The sequence below is a fragment of the Leptothoe sp. LEGE 181152 genome (assembly GCF_032906605.1).
Lineage (GTDB): Bacteria > Cyanobacteriota > Cyanobacteriia > Phormidesmidales > Phormidesmidaceae > Leptothoe > Leptothoe turfae.
This window is the reverse complement of sequence record NZ_JASATU010000022.1, coordinates 21,045-34,204: the sequence shown is the minus strand read 5'-3', so window position 1 is coordinate 34,204 and position 13,160 is coordinate 21,045. Positions and strand designations below refer to the sequence as shown.

Genomic DNA, 13,160 nt, shown 5'->3' with positions numbered 1-13,160 from the left:
TCAGGCTATTGAATCTTTTTTGGCCTGTGGAAAAAATGTGGATATTCAGAGCCGTTTTCCACAAGATCTGAGTAGGCTAAATCTTTTTCCCCATCGCCTGTCCTATTATCCCCAGTTAATCCCCACCTTTTCCACAGCTAAAGTAGAGTTTTCCACAAGCGATATTTCTGGATTTTGGTATCAAACTTAATATTCTCAAAGCCTTCGGACGTAATGGTTTGATTGTTAAGTAGATCGTCAGTACTGTTTTCCACAGCCAAAAGTTTTCAATGTACTAGTCAACAGAAACCGCACCAGGGTCATATCCCTGGTGCGGTTTCTGTACTATTATTGCCTGATCCTTTTACGCAGGATGCCTGGGGCAGAGCACGTATGTCCTCTTTTTTGTCTGAGCCCTAGATTGACGACTTTGTATGATTTGTTTGATCTAGCTATGCTCGATTGCTTAAGCTGATGCGATCGCTAAGCTCACGTACCGTTTGAGCCATGTTCAAGTCTTTTTTAATGAGTTGAGCGATTTTATCGCAGCTGTAAAGAACTGTAGTGTGGTCTTTTCCACCAAAAACTTCGCCGATCTTGGGCAAACTAAGATCCGTATGTCGTCGCATTAAGTACATGGCGATCTGTCGAGCTTGGCTGATTTCACGGCGGCGAGAATTGCCTTTGAGGTCTTCTACGGAAACACTGAAGACTTCGGAAATAATATCTATCACCGATGTGGGAGACGCATCGATTTTGCCTGTGGGGGCATCAAGAACCGGCTTCAGATTCTCGATGGTCATGGGCAGTCCTGAGATAGAGGTATAGGCAATAGCTCTAATGAGAGCACCTTCTAGCTCACGAATATTGGATGTGTAGCTAGAAGCAATATACTCAGTTACCTCACGGCTTAAATTCACGCTCTCGTATTCAGCCTTTTTCTGTAGAATGGCCATCCTGGTTTCAAAATCAGGCGGTTGAATGTCAGCAATCAATCCCATGGAAAATCTGGAGCATAGCCGTTCCTGGAGCCTGGGGATTTTATTGGGCGGACGATCGGATGCTAGGACAATCTGCTTGCCTGCTTCATGAAGCGTGTTGAAGGTATGGAAGAATTCTTCCTGGGTATATTCTTTGCCTTCAATAAACTGAATATCATCAACCATGATGATGTCGACTTCTCGATACTGTTCACGGAAGCGTTGCATGCTGTCCCGCCGAATAGCTGTGATGAGGTCATTCGTAAACTGCTCGGTGGATACATAGGCAATGCGAGCAGCGGTATCGATATCTAGACGGTAATGACCAATAGATTGCATTAAATGGGTTTTGCCAAGACCAACCCCGCCACAAAGAAATAGGGGATTAAACTCACGGCCAGGCGATTCGGCGACGGCCAGGGCGGCAGCATGGGCCATGCGGTTATTGGACCCGACAACGAATCGGGAAAAAACAGCTTTTGGGTTGAGGTCAGGTGGACTTGATTTACTGGTAGTGATGCGTTCTGTGGTTTGAGGTGAAGGCCAGGCGGCAGCATTATCCGTCCGATTCGTATCACCATCAACTGGTTCACTCACTGTGACGACCACGTTAATGTCTTGGCCCAACAGTTCTTGCGCTACGTCAGAAATGACTTGAATGTAGTGCTTTTGCACCCAATTACGGGCAAAAGGATTCGGTGTGGAAATAGTTAGAGTACTATCCGCTAGGGTTTGAAGTCGTGTGGGTTTGATCCACGTTTCAAACGTGGGACCACTGAGTTGGTCCTGAAGTTTATTGAGAACTTCATTCCAGAGACCATCCACTTTGTTCACAACTAACCCTCCAAACGGTGAGTAACTCTGCAATCTCAAGCTCAGTATTTTCTCTGAATGCTCCGTAATGGAACATTACAAGAATAAGGACCTCAAAATTAAACACCCCCAAACAATTGGACAGTGCTGAACTTGGAACACTATTTAATAAGGTCCTAAAAACCATAGTTGATTGAATAATCAACTATGGTTTTCAACAGGTTCTGTATTAAGAACCGTTTTATCAGTAATCACGCAAAATTAGACATTAATCGATTCCCCATGGCTAAGGCTGAAAAACTGAAGCTGATGACGGCACAGTGCTCTAACATCTCTTAATCGACGATCTCAGCAGGATGTCAACCTACTCTTAGGCGAGCTCTTGGTTGAACGACCCTGGATTAGGGATACACACCTGAATTGAATGGATAGTGTATGGCTTTTATCGACGTTTTCCCTTACAAGCACCCATTAACGAGGGCTATTCCCCATAAAGGACTAGGAATATTTAAATGCGTAGGTATAACTTTTAGTACATTGAAAACTAATGAGCTCTAATACACTAACCTGTTGTTGTTCACATATCCAGCAAGCACACCAGAGTAATCTGCACCATAGATATAACCTTCTTTAAAGGATGCAATGATCTAACTTGATGGAGACGAGGGTGAACTGGCACAGGTTACATGGTTGAATTTAGCTGTAGACGCTATACAGATAAGGGTTAGTCAATAGAACGCTGGCAATGTGTAGATGCTTGTGAGGCGTTCTGTCCAACCAGAGTCATTGCAAAGTTCCCATGCCTGATGCCATGTCTAAACTACGCTCCTCAACCGTTCGTTTTGCCAGGTCGTTAGCTCTTTACGGGTTTATTGCGGCCTGTAGTGCAACGGCAGCTGTGTTCACGACAGCACAACTTGTTCCAACAACGGCCCAATCGCCTACCTCTGGGTCTGGGCGTTTGCTGACGGACAGTAGCTTTATTGCATCCGTGGCTGATGATGTGGGACCTGCTGTGGTTCGGATTGATTCCTCGCGAACTGTGACTCGTCGGTCTGGACCGTTTGATGATCCGTTCTTTCGAGAGTTTTTTGGCGATATGTGGGAGGAGCCATCGTCTCGGGTTGAGCGTGGCCAGGGTTCTGGCTTTGTCGTCGAGTCAGATGGTGTGATTTGGACTAATGCCCATGTGGTTGAAGGGGCCGATGCGGTGACGGTCACGCTTAGGGATGGCCGTGAATTTAGTGGTGAGGTGGTGGGTGAAGATCCGCTAACGGATGTGGCAGTTATTAAAGTTCAGGCTCAGGATTTGCCGACAGTAACCCTTGGCAATTCAGAGCAGTTGCGTCCAGGGGAGTGGGCTATTGCCATTGGCAATCCACTGGGGTTAGACAATACTGTTACGGCTGGCATTGTCAGTGCAACGGGACGCACAAGTGCTCAGATTCGAGTGCCAGATAAACGGGTGCAGTTTATTCAGACTGATGCAGCAATTAATCCTGGAAATTCTGGTGGGCCGTTACTAAATGAGCGCGGTGAAGTAATTGGTATTAATACGGCCATCATCGGAGGTGCCCAGGGATTAGGCTTTGCGATTCCTATTAATTCAGCTCAGCGTTTAGCTCAAGAACTGATCGAGAAAGGTCGGGTGGAGCATGCCTATTTGGGTATTCAAATGCGTACACTGACAACTGATTTACGCCAACAAATCAATCGCGATCCTCGTAATGATCTGAGGTTATCTGCTGACGAAGGTGTAATTATTTTGGGCCTGATGCGTAATTCTCCAGCCTTAGAAGCTGGTTTGGAAGTGGGTGATGTGATTGTGGCCATGAATGGTAAATCGATCACAGCGGCTGAGCAAGTACAGCAAATTGTTCAAGATTTAGGCGTAGGCGAGTCGATTGGGATAGAGGTTGACCGGAGTGGTCGTCAGATAGCTCTGGATGTAATGACAAAGGCGTTACCGCAGCAGCGACGATAGATGGGCATACGGTCGGTTATTCAATTGGGTGATGTGAGATTGCGATCGCAAGCCCAACCCATTCAGCATTTAGACGATCCCCAGCTGCAACAGCTAATTGATGATCTGTTAGCTACCGCAGCGGCCAAAAATGGTGTGGGTATTGCCGCACCCCAGGTTGCTGAAGGCCTACAGCTGTTTATTGTGGCTTCACGCCCGAACCCACGCTACCCCGAGGCCCCGACTATGGAGCCTGTCGCCATGATTAATCCGCATATCCTTAACCACAGTGACGATCAAGTCAAAGGCTGGGAAGGGTGCCTCAGCGTGCCAGGGAAGCGGGGATTTGTTCCTCGGTACCGCGAGATCGAAGTAACTTACCTGGATCGCGATGGCCATGACCATCGTCAGCATCTGCAAGACTTTGTGGCGCGAATTTTTCAACACGAATACGACCATCTACAGGGCAAGGTTTTTCTTGACCGGGTAGAGCATCCCGATGACATTTTGACTGAGGCCGAATACCAAAATCGATTTAATTGTCCTTAGATTTGGTTTTGGGGCGTCGTCGTTTGCCACCGCCTTTGCCCGTCATTTCCCCTTCTACTCGGCTAATGCGCAAAGGGTGGCCCGCAACGGATACCTTTTTAAGGTGTCGCATCATTTCTTTGGGTATCCCCTCTGGCAAATCTACGGTGCTGTGGCTGTCGTAGATATTAATGCGACCAATGTAGCGACTTTCGAGACCGCTTTCATTTGCGATCGCGCCCACAATATGGCCAGGTTTCACCCGATGCCGATGACCGACCTCAATGCGATAGCGTCCCATGCCTTGCTCAGGTGGGGATGCCCTGCGTTCACGTCGCTGGGGTCGCTCGCGCCGGTCGCCGCGCTCTGGGCGACTGCGCTTGCGTTCTTCCAACAATAAGGGCTCGTTGCCTTGCACCAACTTGGCTAAGGCCGCTGCAATCTCAATAGCAGGCACATTATGCTCCTGTTCATATTGCTCCATGAGATTGTTGAAGAACTCTAGATTCTCCTCAGCAATGGTGTCAGTAATTTGCTGTTTAAACCGAGCAATGCGCTTGTTATTGACCATCTCGGTCGTTGGCATCTCCATTTTGGAGATTTTTTGTTTGGTTGCCCGCTCAATGGCATACAGCAATCGTCGCTCACGAGGGGCTACAAATAAAATTGCTTCACCATTACGCCCGGCTCGCCCTGTACGGCCTACTCGATGGACATAGGTCTCGGTATCATAGGGCATGTCATAGTTAATGACATGGCTAATTCTATCCACGTCTAAGCCGCGGGCAGCTACGTCGGTGGCGACGACGATATCCAGCTTGCCTGATTTAAGCTGTTCGACGGTACGCTCCCGCTGCATTTGTGAAACATCTCCACTAAGCGGGGCAGTTTCATAGCCTCGGGCTTCCAGCTTCTCCGCCAGTTCCACGGTGGCCAGACGGGTTCTAACAAAGACGATCATGCCGTCAAATGTCTCTGTTTCTAAAATGCGGGTCAGGGCATCTAACTTGTGGTACCCACTAACCATCCAATAGCGCTGTCGGATAGTGTCAGCGGTGGATGTTTTGGATTTAATCAGGACCTCGGTGGGATTATTGAGATGTCGCTGGGCAATATGGCGAATTTCTTTGGGTAAGGTGGCAGAAAAGAGAGCGACCTGTCGAGACGCTGGGGTTTTCTCCAATACCCATTCCACATCGTCGATAAAGCCCATGCGCAGCATTTCATCGGCTTCGTCCAATACGAGACACTGCAATGCGCTCAGGTCCAAGGTGCCGCGTTTCATGTGGTCCATGACCCTGCCAGGGGTGCCCACGACAATATGTACCGAACGTTCTAGTTTACGAAGTTGAATACTATAGCTTTGCCCCCCATATAGGGGCAGCACATGAAAGCCTTTCATATGAGATGCATAGCTTTGAAAGGCTTCTGCCACCTGAATTGCTAATTCTCTGGTGGGAGTCAATACTAGGGTATGGGGCAAACGCTGCTCAATATTGACGCGGGATAACAATGGCAGCGCAAAAGCCGCTGTTTTGCCAGTACCTGTTTGGGCTTGCCCAATCAGGTCCACACCAGCCAATACATGGGGAATAGTCTGGGCTTGAATGGGTGTTGGACTTTCATAGCCCAAACCTTCCAAAGCCTTTAGTACCGGCTCACTTAAAGACAACTCACTAAAGCTTGGAGCCGATTCCACATCCATTGGCATTTATCTAAATCTTAATATAGGCGCTGTTACAGCCTGACAGATGTTGAGTCAAAAACAAACTCTGACAGCAAAATAAGTGCTGAATAATCACTATTATGAGGGTTGCTAATTGAGGTCAGTCCCTAAGACGTTCCTCCCGAGCAATGGTTGGATAATTTCTACATTTTTTACAGACTATAAATAATTTCGTTTTTGGACGTCTCTACAATTCTACTTTATCTGCTCTATACTTGGAACAAGACACATAATTGGGTGCATCGTCTGAAACCATCTTGAGATATATAGAGCCTTTGGGATGGAGAAATCCTTGAACGTGATGGCAATCTTTACACGCTTAGGGCGCAAGGTTAGAACTCTCATTTAGAGTCTGGTGAAAGCACTAGCTTCGGATTTGTTGGATGTAGCTTAGATGCTTTGGCCTTGCTGATTCAGAGGAGAGTAAATCTGAAAAATGTCGATGTAGGGCAATTTTGCCGGTTCGAATCTTTCCCTTAATCAGCAAGCACCTCGATCCTCCTTTTCAAATATCATCGTTTTACAATGGCTCCAGTATCTTTTAATTGGTGAGCAGGTTAGGCGATGGTATTTGAATATATTTTTAACTTCGGTAATTTGTTTGTGCTCCCATTTTGGGCCTTGATGGTGTTATTGCCCAATTGGGACGTCACCCGCAAAATCATGGCATCCTACATTCCATTTGTGGTGTTGGCGGCGCTTTATGTCTATTGTTTTGTTGCCAGTCTTGATCCTGACAAACTCGAGGAGTTTGCTAACCCTACCCTGGCGGTGTTGGCCAACTTATTTTCAGATGAAAAGGTGATGACGACGGGATGGGTGCACTTCTTAGTGATGGATCTCTTTGTGGGCCGCTGGATTTACTTGCACGGACAAGAGAAACAATTATTTACTCGTCATTCCCTGGCGCTATGTTTGTTTGCTGGACCTATGGGACTTTTATCCCATGTAGTGACTGTGTGGATTACACCATTGTTTAAGTCTTCCGCTGAAGTGGCTTAAACGCTAGTCTCTGTTAAATAGGCAGACATCAGCATGTATTTGCTGCGGGCTTGGAAATGAGTCTGGGCGTAGAGGTGCTGTGCCCTAGTATTGGATGCCGCCACCTCTAAGTGCAGCGCATGAATATCCAGGGCTTTTGCTTCTTGCTGAATCTGCCTCAGGGTTTGTTTTCCCAAACCTTTGCCACGAAACTCGGGCCGGATATAAAACTCATCGATAAAGGCATCTTTACCGCCAAATTCGATACTGTAGCCGAAGGTGAGGGCAATGTACCCTGCGATCGCAATATCTACAACAATTAACCAAATTCCCCCGAGTGAAGAGTCGGATAGCAGGCCATGAATAGCCTGTTTTCGGTTCTTGCCCGTCATATGGATGCGTTCAAACTCATGGTAGGCCTCCACCAGCGGCAATAGCTGTTGCAGGTTGTCCGTAGATGCGAGTTGGAGTCTGTAATGCATGATGTACCTCTATGGGCAACGGATATAAGCCCTAGGATGAGTAAAATTACAGGCTTTCAGGAATCTGACGATACGGATGATGGTGATAGTACTTAGGATAGTTATCAAGGCGCACATGTAGCCAGGCGACTCCACCACCTGCTGTACTAAGCCATACTGGCTGATCGCTAATGCGTTGGGCCATAGTATCACCGACTAAAGTCCATAGGGCATGTTGCTGAGGCCTCGGCGCATTTTGTACAAACGCCCCGAGATGACTGTAATCGCCATCAGCATCTGTAGGGCAGGGGACAATTAGCACAGCATCTTTGCCCAGATTCAAAAAATTAACAACCGGTTGATCAGGTGGGAAATAGGGTGAAAACGTCTGCCGATCAGGGGGGCGTGACAGGCTCGGGCTGTCTATTAACACACACTCAAAAGGAGTATTAACCGTTTTTGTCGTTATTGGTGGTGTTTCCCAACGAAAGCTGGCAAAAGGAGATTTTGCCAATAGGTCAATGAAAAAGTTACGAAAACCACTATCTTTTTGCCAGGCATCTATAACTGTTGCATAGGAAACAGGAGATGAATTTTTTGTGATGACAACCCGAAGGCTGTGAAGATTATGTGATTTTTCGCACTGTGCATTCCACATGACCGACTGCTCCCCTACCTTTGTCAAACTTTTGTCTAATTTTGCTCCAATGTCGGGAACTTTTCCTGGGATAACTAGATAACAGTGTAGAGGTCAGTGTGGCTAGTGTCAGTGATTATACGTTGCCTACTCACGAACAATTCACGGTTTTGCTGAGTAATTTACGCGCATTTGCGCGACCAATATCACCACGGACTAGCCATCATGGCAGTACAGAAACGTTGTTCCCTAACAGTTAACGCGAGAGCAGTCCTATGGTTGCCGTTAGAAAGACAGAAAGAACACCCGAGATTATATTGCAGCAGGTTTGGAATACCCACAAACTTACTCGTAAAGATCATGTCAGATTGTCTTCCTTTTTACTGTCCATTGTGGATTTAACCCCTAAACAGCGTGAGCAGGTACATCATATTTTTGATGAGCTGAGTCTGGGTAAAATTCAACTGGTTGACTAATACTAGACGCTTGGTGGAGGCGTTCCATAAAATGTCTGTACATTGTATTTTAGTTGGGATGACGGTATATCAGGGCGCTACAGAAAAGACTGTTATCCAAAAATATTGAGTTGAGAATCAGGGCTGCTTTCTCGAACTTTTGATTTTTTAGACGATTTGGTTACACTCCCTTTGCGGAGGCCTACGGCGATTTTACTGTGTTTTTCAATTTGACCCATGACCTGTTGGGCTCGTTTGATGACGCTGGGGGGCAATCCCGCTAGGCGACCGGCTTCTATTCCATAAGAGCGATCGGCTCCGCCAGGTTGTACCTGGTGTAGAAAGATAATCTGGTCTGGCATTTCTTTCACCGTTACCTGGAAGTTGGCCACATTTTCTAATAGTGAAGCGAGCTCATTGAGCTCGTGGTAGTGGGTGGCAAAAATAGTGCGGGCCTGAATATCACTAGCCAGGTGTTCTGCCACCGCCCAAGCAATGGAGAGTCCGTCAAATGTGGCTGTGCCTCGACCAATTTCGTCGAGTAAGACGAGGGAGTGAGGGGTGGCATGGTTAAGAATATTGGCGGTTTCATTCATTTCCACCATAAATGTGGATTGCCCGGTGGCTAAGTCGTCTACGGCACCAACGCGGGTGAAGATGCGATCGCACACTCCCAGCACTGCACTCTTCGCTGGTACAAAGCTTCCTACCTGGGCCATCAGCTGAATGAGCCCCACCTGTCGCAGATAGCAGCTTTTCCCGCTGGCATTTGGCCCCGTCAAAATGATCAAGTCCGGAGGATGGGCCTTGCCCCCCCTCCCATCGGGTGTTTCCCCATAACCAAGACCCGTCGAATTCGGCACAAAAAAGCCCGCAGGCAGCGACTGTTCTACCACTGGATGGCGTCCAGCTTCAATCGCTAGAGTCCGATCTTGCACAATATCAGGGCGACAATATCCCTGGTAGATAGCCAGCTCCGCCAGGCCACAAAGCACGTCTGCTGCCGCTACATTTACGGCCACCTTGCGGATGAGTTCAGCATGTTGGCCAACGTCTTCCCGTAGCTCTAGAAAAATCTCGTATTCAATTTGATTAATCTCATCCTTTGCGTTAAGGATGCGAGCTTCTCTCTCCTTTAGTTCTGGTGTAATGTAGCGTTCTTCGTTAGTCAGCGTTTGTTTACGAATGTAGTTGTCAGGAGCCTGTTTGCTCTTGGCCCGAGAGATACTGATGTAATATCCAAAGGCTTTATTGAAACCGACTTTTAAGTTAGAAATACCGGTACGTTCCCGTTCGGTAACTTCCAGATTGGCAATCCAGCGCTGGTCGCTACTGACTTGATCTCGTAGGCCATCAAGGTGAGCATTAACGCCTTCGCGGATCAGGCCACCATCTGTGAGGTAGAGCGGTGGGCTCTCCACTAAATGAGCTCTGAGCTTGCGTCCCATCTGCTCCAGTTCTGACGGTACAATCTGTAGTCTCACTAAATGCGGTGACTGGGCGTGGGCCATCAGTGCCGCCAGATCTGGTAACTTTTCAAATGACTCAGCCATGGCTACTAAATCACGACCGTTGGCAGTACCAGAGCCAGCGCGCCCGGCCAGTCTCTCTAAATCATAAATTTGCTTGAGGATCAGCTGTAGCTGCTGACGTAGCGTGCCGTTGTCTACCAGTTCACTGATCGTTTCTTGGCGCTCCTGAATGTTCTCGATGCTTAAAAGCGGTTGCAATAACCAGCGTCGCAGCGCTCGACTGCCCATGGCGGTCGTGGTTTTGTCTAAAGCCCACAGCAATGAGCCGTGAAAGATACCATCCCGTACAGTTTGAGTCATCTCTAAATTACGTCGAGTCTGATGATCAATCACCAGAAATTCTGTGGTGGTGTAGGTCGATAGAGGCTGTAGTGGTGCCAAACTCTCTTTTTGAGTATCTTCGACATAATGCAATAAACCGCCAGCTGCTCTCGCTGCGAGCGGTAAATGTTCGCAACCAAAACCTTCTAAAGAGCGTACGCGGTAGCTTTGTAGTAGACGCTGTTTTGCTTCAGCATGGGTAAACGGTGTTTGGGAACGAAAGGTATAGCAAAATTGTGCTGGTAAGCCTTCAGGTAAGTTGTCCGAGGTTTCTCCTGGCCGCAATAGTGCACCTAAATCAGGGGCGTTGGTGGGCACAAGTACCTCTGCGGGCTGCAGTCGCATCAATTCCTGAGACAATTGATCAATGGCTGTACCCTGGGTGGTAAAAAACTCTCCTGTTGAGACATCGGCATGGGCTAGTCCCCAATGTTTGTCGGCAATGACTAGGGCGGCTAAAAAGTTGTTGCGTTTAGCGGTGAGCATACCCTCTTCAAGAATGGTACCAGGCGTAATAACGCGGGTGACCTCTCGTTTGACCAGTCCCTGGGCCTGGGCTGGATCTTCTACCTGGTCGCAAATTGCGATCGCAAATCCTTTTTCCACTAATAGTGCGCAATAGCGATCTAGCGCATGATGAGGAATGCCTGCTAAAGGGACTTTACCGATAGCCTTGCCAGCATCTTTGCTGGTCAGGACGAGCTCTAGTTCACGGGCAATTGAGATCGCATCCTGAAAAAACGTCTCAAAAAAGTCCCCAACGCGATAGAGCAAAAGGGCATAGGGATAGGCATCCTTTACCTCAGCGTAGTGACGCATCATTGGCGTCAGGTCGTCGCGTTTGATCTCTTGATAGTCGGTGTACCGCACCGTATGTTTAAGCAACCGTTCTGGAATGCCAATGTCTTGGGGGGTATTACCAGAACGTTGGCTGTTGGTTTTAGATGCGGATGCGGTCATGGGGCCTTTGAACCGTTAGAACTCTGATTAATCTTATGATGCATGCTTAGATGCAATCTCTAAGATATCTAGGAAATCCACAAATCCATTGTTAGCGTTTAGAATCGTTTGACCAATGCTTACTAGCCCATGCTGACCGATATTCAGACGCGTAAGTTAACTAAGCTCTTTCATCTGTACGATGCCAATGACGATGGCGTACTGGTGCAGCAGGATTTTATTGCCTTGGCTCAGCGCCTGGCAAACCTGCGCCAGGAGGTGCAAGCTGCATCCCATCAAGAGCAAATTTTGACCCATTTCCAGCAGGACTGGGCCTGCCTGTGTGCAGCAGCAGATCAAAATTGTGATGCTCGGATTACCTTGAGGGAATGGTTAACCTATTACGAGCAGATTCTGAATGATATTAAGCAATATGCCAGTCGAGTGATTGCCCTAGTAACGTTGCTCTTTGCCGCTTTTGATCAGGATAACGATGGTCAGATTAGCGAACAGGAATGGATCAGTCTGCTGTCAGTGTTCAATGTGCTGCCAATCTATGCATCGTCCATATTTCTTAATCTAGATGTGAATCAGGATGGAGTTCTCAATCAGGATGAAGTGCTGACGTTGATTCATGATTTTTTCTATATAAATGAGCCCTCTGCTCCGGCCAACTTTATATTTGGTCCCTATTGAATCATCTGAAAAAGCAGGCACGAGTCTACTGAAACAGGTGGCCAGGCATATTATATAGCTGTGTATTTCTTAAACGCTCAGCCTTTGTATGGTTTCTCTAAGCACACCACCTGCTGATTTCAATACTCCACAATCATCGAATGCATCACTACCTCAGCTATCACCCGTCCCTTTAGGGTGGTCAACAGAAGATCGCATCGTGGCCCGTGCCCACTTAGTCGGTGAGCGCCTGATTGTGAAAACATTGGAAACCAAGGATGCGTTGTCTACCAATCCGTTGATTGTTAGGGCTGGGAAGTCCGGCTGTGCCGTACTGCTACGTTACGGTGTGGTTGTCGTATTTAATCTGAATGCTATCGAAGAAGCTGCATATTTAGAGTCGCTCAAGCCGTTAATCAAAGAACCATCGTCGGAAGATGTATTTGAGGATCTGCTGTTAGCATTTCATCCCACAGCGAAAGAACGGTTAGAGCAAGATACATTATGGCTGCGGGACTCTAGTGCAGAGCGTTTGCAAATTGTGGCAGAGGCCCTCGCAAAAAGCGTTGTCCTGGACTACTACGAGCAAAGGGTTTTTGATCTGTTTAATCAAATTAAGCCGTTTACAACAGCGATTCAAAACCCTAAAGAACGGGCACCAAAAGAGAAAGAGTTGCTATGCTACATCGGTGGAACGTTACTAATTCAGCAAAAAATGTTGGGCATTGTAGAGGTGGGTGATAAACCGGATCCGATTTGGGATTTCCCGGATTTAAACCGGCTCTATCTGCGTCTAGAGGACGAATATGAACTGCGGGAGCGACTTTTGATTCTGGAGCAAAAGCTCGCTTTGATTTCCCGTAGTGTAGAAACTGCGTTGAGCATATTGCAGCAGGGCAGCAGTCATCGGGTGGAATGGTACATTGTTATCCTGATTTTGGTGGAGATTCTGCTGTCGGTGTACGAAATTTGGCTGCAATAATCGGAGGTTTCTGATCATTGGAATGATTTAATCTAAACAACGTGGCCTTTGATGTACGTTTTTTAGAGCAGTTTATACTCTGTAAGTTAACCGCTCGTTGAGTGCAATTTTGAGAGTGCACATTATTCCAGCCCATCGCACTACGGAAAATATCAAATGGAACTTGTAGATTCAAGTAATTGCCTGAG

The 13,160-nt window shown here is 47.4% G+C and carries 11 protein-coding genes; 6 read left to right on the top strand and 5 right to left on the bottom strand.

The features are described from left to right. Positions 1-431: 431 nt before the first annotated feature. Complete coding sequence (gene dnaA, locus QGP82_RS13725; protein WP_163659124.1) at positions 432-1,793, bottom strand: chromosomal replication initiator protein DnaA; 1,362 nt, start codon at positions 1,791-1,793, stop codon at positions 432-434. Between the two features lie 790 nt (positions 1,794-2,583). On the opposite strand from dnaA, the gene QGP82_RS13720 reads away from it, so the two are divergent. After that, a complete protein-coding gene (locus QGP82_RS13720) occupies positions 2,584-3,756 on the top strand; it encodes an HhoA/HhoB/HtrA family serine endopeptidase (protein ID WP_499059665.1) in 1,173 nt (390 codons plus the stop codon). Next, on the top strand, positions 3,757-4,284 hold the full coding sequence (def, locus tag QGP82_RS13715) for a peptide deformylase (protein WP_163699566.1): 528 nt from the start codon (positions 3,757-3,759) through the stop codon (positions 4,282-4,284). On the opposite strand, the gene QGP82_RS13710 is transcribed toward def, so the two are convergent. Beyond that, complete coding sequence (locus tag QGP82_RS13710; RefSeq protein WP_250565803.1) at positions 4,271-5,974, bottom strand: DEAD/DEAH box helicase; 1,704 nt, start codon at positions 5,972-5,974, stop codon at positions 4,271-4,273. The two genes, def and QGP82_RS13710, sit on opposite strands and share 14 nt — an antisense overlap. Before the next feature lie 579 nt (positions 5,975-6,553). Here QGP82_RS13710 and QGP82_RS13705 point away from each other — a divergent pair. After that, positions 6,554-6,991 (top strand): ABA4-like family protein, encoded by a 438-nt coding sequence (locus QGP82_RS13705; RefSeq protein ID WP_163659121.1) that lies wholly within the window; start codon positions 6,554-6,556, stop codon positions 6,989-6,991. Here QGP82_RS13705 and QGP82_RS13700 read toward each other — a convergent pair. Together QGP82_RS13700 and QGP82_RS13695 are read right to left on the bottom strand one after the other, a co-directional pair. Next, the gene (locus tag QGP82_RS13700; protein ID WP_163659120.1) at positions 6,988-7,452 is read right to left on the bottom strand and encodes a GNAT family N-acetyltransferase; all 465 of its coding nucleotides are present in this window, start codon (positions 7,450-7,452) and stop codon (positions 6,988-6,990) included. The genes QGP82_RS13705 and QGP82_RS13700 overlap by 4 nt on opposite strands. Positions 7,453-7,498: 46 nt before the next feature. Continuing rightward, complete coding sequence (locus tag QGP82_RS13695) at positions 7,499-8,089, bottom strand: DUF6940 family protein (protein WP_499059663.1); 591 nt, start codon at positions 8,087-8,089, stop codon at positions 7,499-7,501. Between the two features lie 254 nt (positions 8,090-8,343). Between QGP82_RS13695 and QGP82_RS13690 the strand changes: the two genes are divergently transcribed. Continuing rightward, positions 8,344-8,544: a hypothetical protein gene (locus QGP82_RS13690; RefSeq protein ID WP_163659118.1), complete on the top strand. Its 201-nt coding sequence runs from the start codon at positions 8,344-8,346 to the stop codon at positions 8,542-8,544. A gap of 92 nt (positions 8,545-8,636) precedes the next feature. Here QGP82_RS13690 and mutS read toward each other — a convergent pair whose 3' ends face one another. Beyond that, complete coding sequence (gene mutS, locus QGP82_RS13685; RefSeq protein WP_499059662.1) at positions 8,637-11,336, bottom strand: DNA mismatch repair protein MutS; 2,700 nt, start codon at positions 11,334-11,336, stop codon at positions 8,637-8,639. 129 nt (positions 11,337-11,465) lie between these two features. Between mutS and QGP82_RS13680 the strand changes: the two genes are divergently transcribed. Both QGP82_RS13680 and QGP82_RS13675 read left to right on the top strand, forming a co-directional pair. Then, entirely contained in the window at positions 11,466-12,011 is a 546-nt protein-coding gene (locus tag QGP82_RS13680) for an EF-hand domain-containing protein (RefSeq protein ID WP_163659116.1), read from the top strand. Positions 12,012-12,099: 88 nt separating this feature from the next. Then, complete coding sequence (locus QGP82_RS13675; RefSeq protein ID WP_499059661.1) at positions 12,100-12,972, top strand: RMD1 family protein; 873 nt, start codon at positions 12,100-12,102, stop codon at positions 12,970-12,972. Positions 12,973-13,160: the final 188 nt, after the last annotated feature.

What these genes read in the sequence shown, in the direction of transcription:
- QGP82_RS13675 (WP_499059661.1), top strand. Translation starts at nt 12,100, where the DNA reads ATGGTTTCTCTAAGCACACCACCTGCTGATTTCAATACTCCACAATCA.
- QGP82_RS13695 (WP_499059663.1), bottom strand. Translation starts at nt 8,089, where the DNA reads ATGTGGAATGCACAGTGCGAAAAATCACATAATCTTCACAGCCTTCGG.
- QGP82_RS13720 (WP_499059665.1), top strand. Translation starts at nt 2,584, where the DNA reads ATGTCTAAACTACGCTCCTCAACCGTTCGTTTTGCCAGGTCGTTAGCT.
- QGP82_RS13680 (WP_163659116.1), top strand. Translation starts at nt 11,466, where the DNA reads ATGCTGACCGATATTCAGACGCGTAAGTTAACTAAGCTCTTTCATCTG.
- QGP82_RS13700 (WP_163659120.1), bottom strand. Translation starts at nt 7,452, where the DNA reads ATGCATTACAGACTCCAACTCGCATCTACGGACAACCTGCAACAGCTA.
- def (WP_163699566.1), top strand. Translation starts at nt 3,757, where the DNA reads ATGGGCATACGGTCGGTTATTCAATTGGGTGATGTGAGATTGCGATCG.
- QGP82_RS13690 (WP_163659118.1), top strand. Translation starts at nt 8,344, where the DNA reads ATGGTTGCCGTTAGAAAGACAGAAAGAACACCCGAGATTATATTGCAG.
- QGP82_RS13710 (WP_250565803.1), bottom strand. Translation starts at nt 5,974, where the DNA reads ATGCCAATGGATGTGGAATCGGCTCCAAGCTTTAGTGAGTTGTCTTTA.
- QGP82_RS13705 (WP_163659121.1), top strand. Translation starts at nt 6,554, where the DNA reads ATGGTATTTGAATATATTTTTAACTTCGGTAATTTGTTTGTGCTCCCA.
- mutS (WP_499059662.1), bottom strand. Translation starts at nt 11,336, where the DNA reads ATGACCGCATCCGCATCTAAAACCAACAGCCAACGTTCTGGTAATACC.